Source organism: Streptomyces sp. Act143 (assembly GCF_003143935.1).
GTDB lineage: Bacteria > Actinomycetota > Actinomycetes > Streptomycetales > Streptomycetaceae > Streptomyces.
On record NZ_QFRX01000001.1, the window covers coordinates 4,552,216 to 4,567,168 of the forward strand.

At 72.2% G+C, this 14,953-nt stretch carries 14 protein-coding genes; 8 read left to right on the forward strand and 6 right to left on the reverse strand.

Annotation, left to right across the window (positions count from 1 at the left end; all coding sequences use genetic code 11):
* Positions 1 to 11 precede the first annotated feature (11 nt).
* Positions 12 to 1,529, forward strand: a complete 1,518-nt coding sequence (locus DI272_RS20480) for a class I adenylate-forming enzyme family protein (RefSeq protein ID WP_109496768.1) — start codon at positions 12 to 14, stop codon at positions 1,527 to 1,529.
* 51 nt (positions 1,530 to 1,580) lie between these two features.
* On the opposite strand, the gene DI272_RS20485 is transcribed toward DI272_RS20480, so the two are convergent.
* Positions 1,581 to 2,093, reverse strand: coding sequence for an EF-hand domain-containing protein (locus DI272_RS20485; protein ID WP_109496769.1), 513 nt, complete (start codon positions 2,091 to 2,093; stop codon positions 1,581 to 1,583).
* Between the two features lie 159 nt (positions 2,094 to 2,252).
* Here DI272_RS20485 and DI272_RS20490 point away from each other — a divergent pair, with 159 nt between their 5' ends.
* Complete coding sequence (locus DI272_RS20490; protein ID WP_181387257.1) at positions 2,253 to 2,822, forward strand: hypothetical protein; 570 nt, start codon at positions 2,253 to 2,255, stop codon at positions 2,820 to 2,822.
* Here DI272_RS20490 and DI272_RS20495 read toward each other — a convergent pair.
* Positions 2,722 to 3,102 (reverse strand): STAS domain-containing protein, encoded by a 381-nt coding sequence (locus tag DI272_RS20495; RefSeq protein WP_109496770.1) that lies wholly within the window; start codon positions 3,100 to 3,102, stop codon positions 2,722 to 2,724. The genes DI272_RS20490 and DI272_RS20495 overlap by 101 nt on opposite strands.
* Before the next feature lie 330 nt (positions 3,103 to 3,432).
* Here DI272_RS20495 and DI272_RS20500 point away from each other — a divergent pair, with 330 nt between their 5' ends.
* Both DI272_RS20500 and DI272_RS20505 read left to right on the forward strand, forming a co-directional pair.
* Positions 3,433 to 4,014, forward strand: coding sequence for a sigma-70 family RNA polymerase sigma factor (locus DI272_RS20500; protein WP_109496771.1), 582 nt, complete (start codon positions 3,433 to 3,435; stop codon positions 4,012 to 4,014).
* Positions 4,011 to 5,450, forward strand: a complete 1,440-nt coding sequence (locus DI272_RS20505) for a zf-HC2 domain-containing protein (protein WP_375138053.1) — start codon at positions 4,011 to 4,013, stop codon at positions 5,448 to 5,450. The genes DI272_RS20500 and DI272_RS20505 overlap by 4 nt, the downstream gene beginning before the upstream one ends.
* A gap of 39 nt (positions 5,451 to 5,489) precedes the next feature.
* Here DI272_RS20505 and purU read toward each other — a convergent pair whose 3' ends face one another.
* Together purU and DI272_RS20515 are read right to left on the reverse strand one after the other, a co-directional pair.
* Positions 5,490 to 6,371: a formyltetrahydrofolate deformylase gene (gene purU / locus DI272_RS20510; protein ID WP_109496772.1), complete on the reverse strand. Its 882-nt coding sequence runs from the start codon at positions 6,369 to 6,371 to the stop codon at positions 5,490 to 5,492.
* 46 nt (positions 6,372 to 6,417) lie between these two features.
* Complete coding sequence (locus DI272_RS20515; protein WP_079310506.1) at positions 6,418 to 6,918, reverse strand: hypothetical protein; 501 nt, start codon at positions 6,916 to 6,918, stop codon at positions 6,418 to 6,420.
* Between the two features lie 117 nt (positions 6,919 to 7,035).
* Between DI272_RS20515 and DI272_RS20520 the strand changes: the two genes are divergently transcribed.
* Complete coding sequence (locus DI272_RS20520) at positions 7,036 to 8,343, forward strand: ABC transporter substrate-binding protein (RefSeq protein ID WP_109496773.1); 1,308 nt, start codon at positions 7,036 to 7,038, stop codon at positions 8,341 to 8,343.
* Between the two features lie 24 nt (positions 8,344 to 8,367).
* On the opposite strand, the gene DI272_RS20525 is transcribed toward DI272_RS20520, so the two are convergent.
* Entirely contained in the window at positions 8,368 to 10,014 is a 1,647-nt protein-coding gene (locus DI272_RS20525; RefSeq protein WP_109496774.1) for a hypothetical protein, read from the reverse strand.
* A gap of 202 nt (positions 10,015 to 10,216) precedes the next feature.
* The gene (locus DI272_RS20530) at positions 10,217 to 11,602 is read right to left on the reverse strand and encodes a transcriptional regulator (RefSeq protein WP_109496775.1); all 1,386 of its coding nucleotides are present in this window, start codon (positions 11,600 to 11,602) and stop codon (positions 10,217 to 10,219) included.
* A gap of 284 nt (positions 11,603 to 11,886) precedes the next feature.
* Here DI272_RS20530 and DI272_RS20535 point away from each other — a divergent pair, with 284 nt between their 5' ends.
* From DI272_RS20535 to DI272_RS20545, 3 genes are read left to right on the forward strand one after another with little or no spacing between them, the layout of a single operon-like run.
* Positions 11,887 to 12,549 (forward strand): bifunctional DNA primase/polymerase, encoded by a 663-nt coding sequence (locus DI272_RS20535; RefSeq protein ID WP_109496776.1) that lies wholly within the window; start codon positions 11,887 to 11,889, stop codon positions 12,547 to 12,549.
* A gap of 38 nt (positions 12,550 to 12,587) precedes the next feature.
* Positions 12,588 to 13,361, forward strand: a complete 774-nt coding sequence (locus tag DI272_RS20540; RefSeq protein WP_109496777.1) for an ABC transporter ATP-binding protein — start codon at positions 12,588 to 12,590, stop codon at positions 13,359 to 13,361.
* A complete protein-coding gene (locus DI272_RS20545) occupies positions 13,358 to 14,950 on the forward strand; it encodes a transporter (protein ID WP_109496778.1) in 1,593 nt (530 codons plus the stop codon). Before DI272_RS20540 ends, DI272_RS20545 begins: the two co-directional genes overlap by 4 nt.
* The last annotated feature ends 3 nt before the right edge of the window (positions 14,951 to 14,953 follow it).

The following is a 14,953-nucleotide window of genomic DNA, read 5'->3' on the forward strand; positions in this document are numbered from 1 at the left end:
AGGGGGCACCCGTGAACGAGACCGCGCACTCCCTGAGTTCCGCCCGCACCCTCTGGGACCTGGTCGCCCGCCGCGCCGCCCTCACCCCCGACCGCCCGGTCCTCCTCCAGGACGACCGCACCCTGACCTTCGGGGAGCTGCGCACGCGTGCCGAGCGGGTGGCGGCGGGCCTGTACGACAGGGGCGTACGTCCGGGCACGGTCGTCGCCTGGCAACTGCCCACCCGCATCGAGACGGCCCTGCTCTCCTTCGCCCTGGCCCGCCTCGGAGCCGTCCAGTCCCCGGTCATCCCCTTCTACCGCGACCGCGAGGTGGGCTTCGCGCTGCGGGAGTCCAAGGCGGAGTTCTTCGCGACCCCGGGCACCTGGCGGGGCTTCGACTACCCGGCGATGGCCCGGCGACTCGGCGCGAAGGGCGTCTTCACGGCCTACGACGACCTCCCCGACGGCGACCCGGCCGTACTGCCCGCCCCGCCCGCCGAGGGCACCTCGGTGCGCTGGATCTACTGGACCTCCGGCACCACCTCCGACCCCAAGGGCGTGCTGCACACCGACCGTTCTCTGATAGCCGGCGGCTCCTGCCTCGCCCACGCCCTGCACCTGTCCGCGGCCGACGTGGGCTCGATGGCCTTCCCGTACGCGCACATCGCGGGGCCCGACTACACGGTGATGCTGCTGCTGTACGGCTTCCCGGCGGTGATGTTCGAGCAGTTCGCGCTGCCGGACGCGCTGGAGGGGTACCGCAGGCACGGGGTGACCGTGGCGGGCGGGTCGACGGCGTTCTACTCGATGTTCCTGGCCGAGCAGCGCAAGCAGCCGGGCACCCCCGTCATCCCCACCCTCCGGCTCCTCGCGGGCGGCGGGGCGCCCAAGCCGCCGGAGGTCTACCACGCGGTCGTGCGCGAGATGGGCGTCCAGCTCACCCATGGCTACGGCATGACCGAGGTGCCGATGATCACGATGGGCTCACCGGACGACACGGCGGAGAACCTCGCGACGACCGAGGGGCGCCCGCCGGAGGGCATGGAGATACGGATCGTGGACGGCGAGGTGCGGCTGCGCGGCGAGGCCGTGTGCCAGGGCTATCTGGACCCGGCGCAGACCGCGGAGGCCTTCGACGAGGAGGGCTTCCTGCGCACCGGCGACCTGGGCTTCCGCACGGACTCCGGGCATCTGGTCCTCACCGGCCGCCTGAAGGACGTGATCATCCGCAAGGGCGAGAACATCTCGGCGAAGGAGATAGAGGACCTGCTGGCCGCGCACCCGGCGGTGGCGGACGTGGCGGTCGTCGGGCTGCCGGACGAGGAACGGGGCGAGTTGGTCTGCGCGGTGGTGGAACAGCGGCCTGGCGCTGCGGAGTTGACCCTGCCCGCCCTCACGTCCTACCTGCGCACGGAAGGGCTGTCGGTCCACAAACTGCCGGAACGGCTGGAGGTGGTGGACGCCCTTCCGCGCAACGAGACGCTGCGAAAGGTACTCAAGTACAAGCTGCGGGAACGCTATGCGGGCTCCACCGTCCCGGAACGGTGAAACGACGCAGCAGCCCTGCGCGGGCACGGCGAGGCAGCGGGCGAAGGCGCCCTATTCGGGCACGGTGAAGTAGCGGGCGAAGGCGGGGACGATCTCGTCCTCGGCGATCTTCCCGTCGCCGTCGGCGTCCAGGGCGGTGGCAGCGGCTTCGGCGACGTCCTGCTCCGCACCTAGGGCCCGGAGCACGCGCGCGGTGTCCTCCACGGTGGCCGTCCCGTCGCCGTCCCGGTCGGCCACGGCGAGGGCCGCGTGCAGGAAGGGCCGGGCGATCTCGGCGAACCGTTCCGGGTTGTCCCGCAGCCGCTTGACCGCACCGCCCACGAACTCGTCCCGGGTGATGCGCTGATCGCCGTCCCGGTCCGCTATCCCCGCCATGCCCTGCCAGAACGCCTCGGCGCCGCCGTACAGGGCCTGGCCCTTGTCCGACCGGGCCGCCGTGCCGAACTCCGCGAGCAGCGCCTTGGCCGCCGCGCTGAAGTCCTCCCGGTCGATGTAGCCGTTGCCGTCCTGGTCGAAAGTGGCGAACCGGGCGGCGATCCTGCGCTCGTACTCGCTGCTGACCATGTCTTTTCCCGCCGCCTAACGTCACGTGGGGGTGCGTTCGTGCATCTCGCTCGGAGCGTACGACGCGCGGCCGGGTCCGGGCGGCGGAAAGCGGCGGTTGTGCCAAGACCGGGGGAATTTCGGGACAACGGTGTGGCAGAAAGGGGGTGCACTGTGCGTATGGAGGCAGTGGCGGCGAGTGTCGTGGCGGTTCTGGGGACCCTGCTGGGTGCGGGGGTGACGCATCTCTTCCAGCAGCGGACCCGGCTCCGGGCAGAGGAGTTCACCCGGGACGAGCGGCTGCGACAGGAACGGCTCGACGCGTACTGCGCGTACGCGGGGCTGGTGGTGAGCTACCGGCGGGTGCTGGTCACCCGGTGGTTCTGCGCGCACGAGAACCGTCCCGCGGAAGAGGCGAAGGACGCCCGCCTCCGCTCGTACGATCTGCGCTCCGAGGTCCAGGAGGCCCTGTTCCGCGTCCGCATGCTCAGCGGCAGTCCCGACGTCGCGCTGCTCGCGCAGGAGGTCTTCGACGCGGTCTCGGACGTGCACCGGGGCGCCGACGCCGCGGAGTTGGACATCCGTCGACGGGACACGATGTCGCTGATCGACGCGTTCGTCGCGGCGGCCAAGGCGCACGTCGGCTGCCTCAGGCCGACAGCGGTCCCGCCTCGTCCTCCGTCGCCGAGTCCAGGTCCAGGTGGACGTCGAAGAGGCGCCGTACGCCCAGCGCACCCAGCACCCGGTTGACGTGGGACCCCTCCGTCGCCCCCTGGGCCGGGAGTATCAGTCGCAGACGGCCCTGGCAGGAGCGGATCAGCCGGCGGGCGGCGATGAGGACGCCGACGCCGCTGGAGTCGCAGAAGAAGACCTCCGAGAGGTCCAGGACGAGACTGTGACGGCCCTCGGCCACCGCGTCGTGCACCCGCTGCCGCAGCACCGGCGACGTCACCAGGTCCAGCTCGCCCGACACCCGCAGCACGGCCCAGTCCCCGTGCTCGTCGCCGGTCACGTTGAACGCCACCACCACGCCCTTCGCTCGCCGGAAACGGAAGCGATTCCTACGCTTCCTTGCAGCGCGGCTGCCCACGGGCGGTTCCCTGAAACCCAGCACCGGAAACGGAAACTGATCAGAAGAGGCTTGTTTTAGTCGCCTTCGATCCTGTTCGATCGGGGATGAGCACGAAACGGCGGGGTAGGCGAAGGTCCACTATCACCCCCCACTCCCCGGGGGGCGCGCATTGCGACAAAGGGGCGTGCGCTGTCAGACGTGCCGACTACATTCGAGGAGACGGCGGGTTCAGGCTTGACGGGCGCCCCGCCCGACATGACGGGCAGGCGCAAAGGGTGAGGGGGTCGCATGGCGAAGAAGGACGCACCGCCCCGCTGGGACCGCAAGATGCAGCAGCGGCTCGCACGCGGTGAGGCGGCAGCCCTCGGCGAGCTCTACGACCGCTTCGCCTCCCTGGTGCACGGCCTGGCCCACCGCGTCCTCGGCGACGAGCGCGCCGCCGACGGCATCACCCGCGAGGTCTTCGCCCACGTCTGGCAGCACCCCGACGCCTACGACCCCAAGCAGGGCCCGCTGCGCACCTGGGTGGCCGGGCTGACCCACCGCCTCGCCGTGCAGCGCCTGCGCGCCACCGAGACCGCCGCCCTCGCCCAGGGCGGCCCCGGCTCCACCGAGGAACTGGAGCGCAAGGTCCGCCACGCCTCGGTCGCCGCCCGCGCCGACTACATCGTCACGTCCATGCCCACCCCGCTGCGCGCCGCCCTGGAGCTGGCCTACTTCCAGCGCCGCGACTACCGCCAGACCGCGGCCGACCTCGGCGTCACCGAGGACGAGGCCCGCCGCCGCCTCCGCCTGGGTCTGCAACTGCTCTCCACGGCCCACGACGCCGGCACCCCCGGAGCCCCTCCGGGGTACGGGGGTGCGGCGTGAACGAGGCGAACCGCTTCGAGGCGTACGACGAACAGGACGGCCAGGGAGGCGAGCGAGGCGGGGAGAACCGGGAGGAGCGCGAAGCGGGCGCAGGACACCCGGGCGACGATCGGCACGGCGGCCACGGGCGACACGGGACCCACGAGCGGCCCGGGACCACCCCACCCGCCGCCGGCGGCCCCGGCACGCCCGGCGGCCCCGGTGCCGCCACCGGCTCCGACCCCGCCCACCCCGACCAGCCGCCCCGCATACCGCTCCCCCGCGCCTCCGTCGAGGACACCGGACAGCCGCTGCCCTCGCTGGAGGAGCTCCCGAAGCCCCCGCTCGTCCTGGAGCACCGGGTACTGAAGTCCCTCCTCGGTGCCTGGGCGCTGGCCGCCTGCTCGGCGGAGGAGACGGCCGCCGTCGAGGACCACCTGGGCGGGTGCGGCGCCTGCGCGGACGAGGCGTTGCGGCTGCGCGAGGCGGTCGGGCTGCTCCACCCGCCCGAGAGCCTCGACCTGGACCCGGGCCTGCGTACCCGCGTCCTGGAGGGCTGCCTGGACCGGCGCCCGCCCCGCATCCCCGTCCCCGAGTGGGCGATGCCGTACGACGCCGAGACCGCCCGCCTCGACGCCCTGCTCCGCGACATGGGCGACGCGGAGTGGCACGCGCCCGTGCGGCTGCGCTGGTTCGAGGCCGACACGGCGACGAGCCGCCGTACGACCGTCGCCGGCGTCATCGCGCACCTGCTGACCGTCGACGGCCTGGTCGCGCTGGCCCTGGGCCTCGACGACCCGCTGGGCGACGTCACCGCGCAGACGCCCACGCCGACGGCCCGCACCGAGGCGTACTGGCGCGGCACGCACTTCCCGCCCACCCGTTCCGTGCGCGCGCCGTGGCGCGAGCAGAGCCACGACCTGGTGCGCACCGTGTCGTTCACGGGCGGCGGCGCCGGAAAGCTGTCCGTCCCCTACGGCGACTTCGAACTCCCCCTGCACGACGCGATGCTGGACCGCGCCTTCGAGTGCTGGGTCCACGCGGAGGACATCGCCGAGGCCGTCGACTACCCGTACGAACCCCCGTCCCCACGCCACCTCAACCGCATGATCGACCTCGCGGCCCGGATGCTCCCCGCGGCGCTTGCCACGCGGCGCCGGAACGGGCTGGCCTCACCCGGCCACGGCCGTCACCTCAGCGTCGCCGGCGAGCCGGGACGCAGCCTGCGGCTGGAGATCGAGGGCCTGGGAGGCGGCGAGTGGCTGATCCCTCTGGACTCCCCGGCGGCGGTGGGCTCCGCCGAGCACGAGGTGGCGCATGTGGCGCTGGACGGCGTGGAGTTCTGCCGGCTGGCGGCGGGCCATGTGTCACCGGAGGAAGCGGCGGCGGGTCAGGTCGGTGACCGGGAGGCGATCAGGGACGTGCTGTTCGCGGCGGCGAGCTTGAGCCGGATGTAGGGGCGGTTCCGTTCGCCGCTGGCACAATGCCCCGAGCGATCAGGCGAACACCACCGTGCGGCGCCCGTTGAGCAGAATCCTCCGCTCCGCATGCCACTTCACGGCCCGCGCCAGCGCCTGGCACTCCACGTCCCGCCCGATCGCGACCAGCTGGTCCGGCGTGACGTCGTGCCCCACCCGCTCGACCTCCTGCTCGATGATCGGCCCCTCGTCGAGGTCGGCCGTCACATAGTGCGCGGTCGCACCGATCAGCTTCACACCGCGCGCATGAGCCTGGTGATACGGCTTCGCGCCCTTGAAGCTCGGCAGGAACGAGTGGTGGATGTTGATGATCCGCCCGCTGAGCTGCTTGCACAGGTCGTCGGAGAGCACCTGCATGTACCGGGCGAGCACGACCAGCTCGACGTCCTGCTCCCGCACCAGCTCCAGCAGCCGCGCCTCCGCGTCGGCCTTGGTCTCCTTCGTCACCGGAATGTGGTGGAAGGGGATGCCGTACGACCCCACGAGCTCGGCGAAGTCGGTGTGGTTGGACACCACGGCCGCGATCTCCACCGGCAGCGCGCCGATCCGGGCGCGGAACAGCAGGTCGTTCAGGCAGTGCCCGAACTTGCTGACCATCAGCACGACCCGCATCTTGTCCTCGGCCCGGTTGATCTGCCAGTCCATGTGGAAGGAGTCACCGATCGCCGCGAAGCTGGCCCGCAGCTTGTCCACGGTCACCGGAGCCTCCGCCGAGAAGTGGACGCGCATGAAGAACAGACCCGTGTCGTGGTCGCCGAACTGCTGGCTGTCCTCGATGTTGCAACCGGTCATGAAGAGGTAGCTCGACACGGCGTGCACGATGCCCTGCTTGTCGGGGCAGGAGAGGGTGAGGACGTACTGCTCGGCGGGCGCCGCGGCTCGGGTGGACTGCTCGTTCATGCAGGACAGGGTCCCATATCCACCGGAGACGCAGTGACCGAGTCCGTCACGCGGACCGCGTCATGATCTGGAGCACGTGCAGGGTGCGCGGCGGGGCGTCCGGGTCCTCCCCGTCGGCCGTCGCCATGCGGACATGCGCGTCCCGCGCCGCCCGCACCGCCTCCGGCCAGCCCGGGTTCTCCATGTACACGGAGACCGGGGCGTCCGGCCCGACCTGGTGCATGATGCGCAGCACGCGCAGCACGGCGGTGTCGACGAGGGCCGCTTCCTGGGAGTCCCGGAAGATCGTGCCGACGTATTTCTCGGCGGACCAGTTGTCCAGCCAGGTGTCCTCGACGAGGCGGTACACGGCGTCGGTGACGTCCCCGTACCCCTCGACACCGGCCAGCCAGACGTCCCGCTGGAACCCTGGGTCGGAGAGCATGTGCAGCGCGGAGCGCACATTGCTGCGCCAGCGCCACCACGGCATGTCGTTCAGTGGCATAGCGCCCATGGTGGATGAGCGACGGCCGCGACGGGAAGAGTTCTCCGAACCTTGCACGGTCATCGATCGTACGTTCCCCCTCACACCGGCTTCACCGACCCCCGCAATTCACCTGCACGTCACCAGCCGTTGACCGTACGTCACTCCCAGGTTGGCGGTGTGACGGAAACGTGTGTGCCCATGACCGGCAGGCGACGCACCCGCACCACCTTCCTCCCCACCTTCGCGCGGCCCGTCAGAGCCACCGCCCTCGCGGCGGGGGCCCTGGTGGGGTGTGCGTCACTCATAGCCGGCTGCGGGGTCGTCCCCGGTGTCACGGGGGGCTCCGGGGACGACCCGATCAAGGTCATGACCTGGGCCCCGATGGACACGAACGCGACCAACAAGCCCGGCATGCCCGCCCTCGCGCAGGCCTACGCGCGCTGGGTCAACTCGCACGGCGGCATCAACGGCCGCAAGCTGTCCGTCCTGGTCTGCAACGACCAGAACGACACCGTCACCGCCGCCAAGTGCGCCCAGCGCGCGGCGGACGAGGGGGTCGTCGCGGTCGTCGGCTCCTACAGCCAGCACGGCGACGCGTTCTTCCCGACCCTGGAGAGCGCCGACATCCCCTACCTGGGCGGCTACGGCATCACCAACTCCGAGCTGGAGAGCCCGCTGTCCTTCCCCGTCAACGGCGGCCAGCCCAGCCTGCTGGCCGGCCTCGGCGAGGAACTCGCCGGCGCCTGCGGGCCCGTCGCCCTGGTCCGCCCCGACTCCATCGCGGGCGACGAGCTGCACGCCATGATCGACTCCGGGCTCGAGGCGGGCGGCCATGCCACCGCCGCGGACCAGCTGGCCGACGAGGACGCCACCGAGTACTCCGCCCAGGCCGAGCGCGCGCTGAAGCACACGACCACCGACCCGGCGAAGAAGGGCTGTGTCGTACCCGCCCTCGGCGACCACACCGGCATCTTCATGGACTCCTTCCGGCGCGCCCGCGAGGACTACCCGGCCGTGCGCACGGCCACCGTGCTCGGCAGCGTCGACCAGACGGTGATCGACGCCTCCGGCGGCCAGGCCGGGCCGTACGAGGGGTCGTACATCACCAGCTGGTACCCGGTCGCGAGCGACAAGCGCTGGAACGCCATGAAGCAGGTGATCAAGAAGGAGGCCTTCGGCGACAACCGCATCGACCCCGCGGACGCCGGAGTGCAGACCACCTGGATCGCCTACACCGTCCTCAAGGCCGTCCTGGAGTCCCTCGGCGACGGCGAGCTGACCGGCACGGCCATCCGCAGGGCCCTCGACGGCGGCCTGAAGGTCGGCACCGGCGGCCTCACCCCGACCCTGAACTGGGAGTACGAGAACGGCCTCGCCGGCATCGGCCTGACCCGCCTGGTCAACACCGACGTGACGCTCCAGGTCGTCCGCAAGGGCCGCCTCGTGGCCGCGCACCCGGGCTTCACCGACGTCCGCAGGACCCTGTCGAACGCCGACGTCGGCTGACCCGGCCGCACCCGGCCGCCGCGGCTACAGCTGGGTGTAGGTGCGCTCGGTCAGGCCGTACTTCCTCGCGATCGCGTTCCACAGCCGGGCGGCCGTCTTCTTCTGGGCGGTCGCCTCGCCGCTCGCCGCGTTGCCGGCCAGGGTCTGCGGGGTGGAGCGGGCCTGGCCCTTCTTGCAGCCCTTCTTGTTGGCGGCGACCTGGTCCGCCCAGGCCGCGTAGTGGTTGTCGGCCGACGCGGACGCCTTCCACGCCTTGGTGAGGGCGGTGGTCAGCTCGCTGTTGTTCGGCAGCTGATCGACGGACAGCCCGGACAGGCTGGTGACCAGGCCGTTGCGCTGGGTCGCGGCACTGCGCAGGTCGGTGGCCGCCTGGCCGAGGTCCTTGCAGGCCTTCACATTGCCCACCGCGCTGATCACGGACGCCCGGCTGTCACCGCTGTCGGCGAGCAGCTTGTCCAGGGCGACCGCCTGCTCCTTCGCCGCGTCGGTGGACGGGGAGGCGGAGCCGGTCGCCGGGGCCGTCGCGGAGACGGGCGTGTTGTCGTCGCCCTTGTCGCCGCCACCACCGCTCGCCATCAGCGCGCCCGCGCCGATGCCGAGCACCGCGATACCGATGCCGATGGCCGCGATGGCGGGCACCCGCGACCGGGTGGGCCCGCTGCGGTCCCGCTCGTCCGCCTGCGCCGCCCGCCGCCCGGTGCCGACGGGCGGGATGTACGACGGCTGCGGCTGGGCCTGCCCCGGCTCGAAGCGGGGCAGCTGCTGTGTGGCGCCGGCCGGGTTCTCCTCGCCCGCGCTGCGGAAGAGGTTGTCGAACTCGGCGGGCGGCTGCCGCTCCCCGCCGTGCTGCCCGGTCACGGGCGCGATGAACTGCGTCGCCTCGGCGTCCGGCCCCGTGACCGGCGGCAGCGGCCCGGCCGCCTGGGCCTGCGGCGCCTGGCCGTGGGGCGCTTGTCCGTGGAGTTCCTGACCGTGCGGTGCCTGGCCCAGGAACTGGGTGCGCTCGGCGGGCATCTCGGGCGGCAGGGCCCCCGGCGCGACCGGCGGGATGTACTGCGTGGCGCCCTCGTCGACGGGGGGCGCGGCAGGCGTCTGCGGCGGCAGATAGTACGAGGTCGCCCGATCGGCCTCGAAGCCGGACGACTGCGCCGCGACGCCCTCCTGCGGCAGCGGCTGGGACGCGGGCGGCAGGTAGTAGGAGGTCGCCTGATCGGCGTCGTAACCGGAGGGCTGCGCCGGGGTGTTCTCCTGCGGCAGCGGCTGGGACGCGGGCGGCGTCTGGGCGACCGGCGGCAGGTAGTAGGAGGTGGGCTGGTCGGTCTCGTAACCGGGCGGCTGCGCCTGGTACGGGGACGGGGCCTGGCCCTGGTCCTGCGGCTGGTACGGGTTCGGCGGGGCGTCCCACGGCTGTCCCTGCGGCGCTCCCCAGCCCTCACCCGGGCCCGGCTGCCGCGGGGCCGGTGGCTGCTGGTCGGGCCCCCACGGGGTGCCCCATGCCTGGGCACCGGGCGGCGCCGCGGGCGGTGCGGCGGGCGCGGGCGTCGGTATGTGACCGCCCGCGGGAACGCCGGTCATGCCCGGCAGCAGCGGTTCGCCACCGTCCGAGGGCAGCACGATGCCTTCGCGCGCCACGCGCGACGAGGGCTCCTCGCCCTGTCCACTCTGCGTCACCGGGACTCCTACTAATGGGGGACCTTGTGAATCGTCGGCTCACGCTACCGGGTCCCCCGAGCCCGGTGCCACGCAGCACGGGACGTGACCTGCATCCCTGTGACCGCGGTAACAGAACCGGGCTCGCAACCTCTCCGTACGCCCTCCTTTCACCCCAACTGCCGTCGTTTCCCGGGGGTTCACCCCAGCGTGGCGCCTGGTTTCACGCGGCGGCCTGCAACTCCAGCCGGGCCCCGAACTCCCTTACCACAGGCTCGTCCCGGAAGGGTTCGAGGCGCTGCTGGAAGTCGTCGAGGTACTCGGCGCCGCGGTTGGACCGGACGGTCTCCAGGAGCTCCACGGCCTTCAGCCCGGTGTGGCAGGCCTGTTCGATCTCGCGCTGCTGCACCTGGGCGGTGGCCAGCAGGACATAACCGATGGCCCGGCGCCGCGCCTTCGTCTCCGGCAGCCCCGCCAGCGACTCCTGCGCCCGCCGCGCCGCCGCGTCGGCCTGCCCGAGGTCGCGGTGGCAGTGGGCCAACTCGTCGGCCAGGTAGGCCTCGTCGAAGTGCGCGATCCACGCCGGGTCGTCCCCGGAGTCCGGGTCCGCCGACTCCAGGGCGTGCACCGCCCGCCCGGAGGCCGTCTGTGCCGCCCGCGCGTCGCCCATCAGCGCGTGCCCGCGCGCCTCGGCCGCGTAGAACATCGACTCCGCGCGCGGCGTCACGCGCCCCCGCGCCCCTTCCTGCGCCGCCCGCGCCAACTGCGCGATCTCCCGCGGATTTCCGAGCTGTGCGGCGAGATGGCTCATGGACGCGGCGAGGACGTATCCGCCGTACCCGCGGTCGCCCGCGGCCTGTGCGAGCCGCAGCGCCTGGATGTAGTACCGCTGGGCGAGGCCCGGTTGGCCGGTGTCGATGGCCATGTACCCGGCGAGTTCCGTCAACCGCGCGACGGCGGCGAACAGTTCCCGCCCGACGGCCTCCCGGTAGGACCCGGCGAGCAGCCCGGAGACCACGCTGTTGAGGTAGTGCACGACGACCGGCCGCACATGACCGCTGCCGTACTGGTGGTCGAGGTCGACGAGGGCCTGGGTCATCGCCTTGACGGCGGCCACGTCCGACTGCCCCACCCGGGGCCCCGCCGAGCGCGCCACCTGCGAGTCCGGCGAGGAGATCAGCCAGTCGCGGCTCGGCTCGACGAGCGCGGAGGCGGCCACGGACGAGCCGGACAGGAAGTCCCGCCGCCCCACGTCACTGCGCCACAGCTCGCAGACCTGCTCGATGGCCCCCAGTACGGTCGGCGAGAACTGGAGACCCACGCCCGAGGCGAGGTTCTTGCCGTTGGCCATGCCGATCTCGTCGATCGTGACCGTACGGCCGAGCTTGCGGCCCAGGGCCTCGGCGATGATCGCCGGCGCCCGGCCCCGCGGCTGCTGACCGCGCAGCCAGCGGGCCACGGACGTCTTGTCGTAGCGCAGGTCGAGGCCGTGCTCGGCGCCGCACATGTTGACGCGGCGGGCCAGCCCGGCGTTCGAGCAACCCGCTTCCTGGATGAGCGCCTGCAGCCGTTCGTTCGGCTGCCGCGCGACGAGAGGCCTTGCGGCCATGGCGTACCCCCTGTGGCTGCGGTGCCTGCCCACGCACCGAGTTGACGTGTCTTCCACCGAAAAAATCCGGCCGTGAAGATCGATGCCCCGCGAACCGACCGAAAATGCGAGGCTTGTGAGGATTGCCGGGGTAAAGGCGGTTGCCGCCCCCACAGCTGGCTACCCCGATCACGCCGTCGTTCCTCCCGCGCGCCCCCACACGTGCATCCATGCGCCCCAGATGCGGAATCGATGCCCCTCCCCCGCGCGCGTTACCCCCGTAACTCCAGGTGGGTGCGGGAGTTGTGTTCATCGTGGAAGAGACGATCGCGGGCACCGAAGCCGCTCAGATTCCGAAGCAGCGCGGCGAATCGCTGCTGGAGACAGCCGTACGCTACGCCGAGGAGCGCCACTGGGACGTCTTCCCCGGCACCTGGCTGGAAGCCGTCGACGGGGTGCAGCACTGCTCCTGCGGCGACGCGGCGTGCGCCGCACCCGGCGCGCACCCGGCGCGGGACGACTGGGCGACGCAGGCCACCGGCAGTGCGACGGTCGCGCGCCGGTTGTGGCAGAAGCAGCCGCTGGCGTCGATCCTGCTGCCGACCGGGCGGACCTTCGACGCGGTGTCCGTGCCGGAGACGGCCGGGTTCCTCGCGCTGGCCCGTATGGAGCGGATGGAGCTGACGCTCGGGCCGGTGACCTTGTCGCCTGATCGCCGGATGCACTTCTTCGTGTTGCCGGGGGCGTCGGTGAAGGTGCCGGAGCTGGTGCGGAAGCTCGGGTGGGCGCCTTCTTCCTTGGATCTGGTGGCGCTGGGCGAGGGCGCGTATGTCGCCGCTCCGCCTACTCGGTACGGGTCTCGCGGGGCTGTTCAGTGGGCTTGCCGGCCCACGCCTGCGAATCGGTGGCTGCCGGATGCCGAGGAGTTGATCTCGCCGCTTGCCTATGCGTGCGGTCGGGATCGATAGCGTGCGCGGTTCCCCGCGCCCCTCATAGGTTGGCTTCCATGACGTCGGCCGTAAGTGTGCGTGGGCTCTGGAAGCGATTCGGGCAGCAAGTTGCCGTTGCCGGGATCGATCTCGAACTGCCCGCCGGGAAGTTCATCGGGCTCGTGGGGCCCAATGGCGCCGGGAAGACCACCACCCTCTCCATGATCACCGGGCTGCTGCGGCCCGATCAGGGCACCGTCGAGGTCGTCGGGCACGACGTCTGGCGGGACCCCGTCGAGGTCAAGGCCCGGATCGGGGTCCTCCCGGAAGGGCTCCGGCTCTTCGAGCGGCTCTCGGGCCGCGAACTCCTCGGCTACTCCGGGCGGTTGCGCGGGCTGCCCGGGGCCGAGGTCGACAAGCGGGCCGGGCAGCTGCTCGACGTCCTCGACCTGGCCGGGGCCCAGCACAAGCTGGTCGTCGACTACTCGACCGGTATGCGGAAGAAGATCGGGCTCGCCGCCGCGCTCCTCCACAACCCCGAAGTCCTCTTCCTGGACGAGCCGTTCGAGGGCGTCGACCCGGTGTCCGCGCAGACCATCCGCGGGGTGCTGGAGCGCTACACCGCCTCCGGCGCCACCGTCGTCTTCTCCTCCCACGTCATGGAGCTCGTCGAGTCGCTGTGCGACTGGGTGGCGGTGATGGCCGCCGGGCGCATCCGGGCCCAGGGCACGCTCGCCGAGGTGCGCGGGGCGGCGCCCTCGCTGCAACAGGCGTTCCTGGAGCTGGTCGGGGCGAGCGCCCGGGACGCCGGGTCCGATCTGGACTGGCTGGGCGGCGGGGCGGCGCGATGAGCGCCGACGTCACCGCCGTCGTCGTACGGCTGAAGCTGTCGCTGCTGCGCAACGGGCTGCGGCAGTCCGGTGGCCGGCGGGCCGCGTACGTCGCGTCGGCCGTCATCACGCTGCTGTTCGCGGCGCTGCAACTGCTCGGTCTGATCGCGTTGCGGGGCAACGCGCACGCGATGTCCGTCGTCGTCCTGCTGGTGGCGGTGCTGGCGCTCGGCTGGGCGGTGATGCCGCTGTTCTTCCCCGGCGGCGACGAGACGCTCGATCCGACGCGGCTGGTGATGCTGCCGCTGCGGCCCCGGCCGCTGGTGCGGGCGCTGCTCGCGGCCTCGCTGGTGGGGATCGGGCCGGTGTTCACGCTGTGCCTGCTGATCGGTTCCGCGGTGTCGGTGGCGCACGGCGCGGTGGCGTACGTCGTCGCCGTCGTCGGGGTGGTGCTCGCGCTGCTGGTGTGCGTGGCGCTCGCGCGGGCCGTCGCCGTCGCCAACATCCGGTTGCTGACCAGCCGCAAAGGGCGGGACCTGGCCGTGCTCAGCGGTCTGGTGATCGCGGTCGGCGCGCAGCTCGCCAACTTCGGCGTGCAACGCCTGGGTTCGAGCGGCCTGGAGCAGCTCGACCCGGTCGGCGAGGTGCTGCGGTGGGTGCCGCCTGCGTCCGCGCTCGGGGCGGTGGACGCGGCGAGTTCGGGGGCGTACGGCGTCGCCCTCGCCCAACTCGCGATCAGCGCGGGTGCGTTGGTGGCGCTGATCGGTCTCTGGTCGCGGCATCTGACGCGGCTGATGATCTCGCCGGACGGTTCCACGCTCCAGGCCGCCACCGAGCCGGCCGCCCGCGAGCGGACCTCGACGGGGCCGGCACGGCTGCTGCCGGCCGGGCGCACGGGGACCGTGATCGAGCGCAGTCTGCGCTACATCTGGCGCGACCCGAAGACGAAGGCCGCGTGGGTGACCTCGCTCGCGATCGGCCTGATCATCCCGGTCTTCAACGCCCTTCAGGGCACCGGCTCGATCTACTTCGCGTGCTTCGCCGCGGGGATGCTCGGCATCCAGATGTACAACCAGTTCGGTCAGGACACCTCGGCGTTCTGGATGGTGGCGATGACCATCTCCTCGACCCGGGACGCGTACGTCGAACTGCGTGGCCGGGCCCTGGCGCTGCTGCTGATCACGCTGCCGTACGCGACGCTCGTGACCGTCGTGACGACCGCGATGCTGGGCGACTGGGCCAGGCTGCCCGAGGCGCTCGGTCTGTCCTTCGCCCTGCTCGGCGCGATGCTGGCGACGGGTGCCTGGACCTCGGCCCGCTTTCCGTACTCCATCCCGCAGGAGGGCTACAAGAACGTGGCCCCCGGGCAGACCGGGCTTGCCTGGATCTCCATCTTCGGCGGCATGATCGCCGCCGCCCTGCTGTGCGCCCCCGTCATCACGCTGACGATCTGGCTGAACGTGGCGCGGGACGGCGACCGGTGGAGCTGGGTGCTGCTGCCGGTGGGGGCGCTGTACGGGGCGGCGATCACGCTGGCGGGGCTGCGGCTGGCGGCTCCGCGCACGGCCGCGCGGCTGCCGGAGATCCTGGCGGCGGTCAGCAAGGGGTGAGGC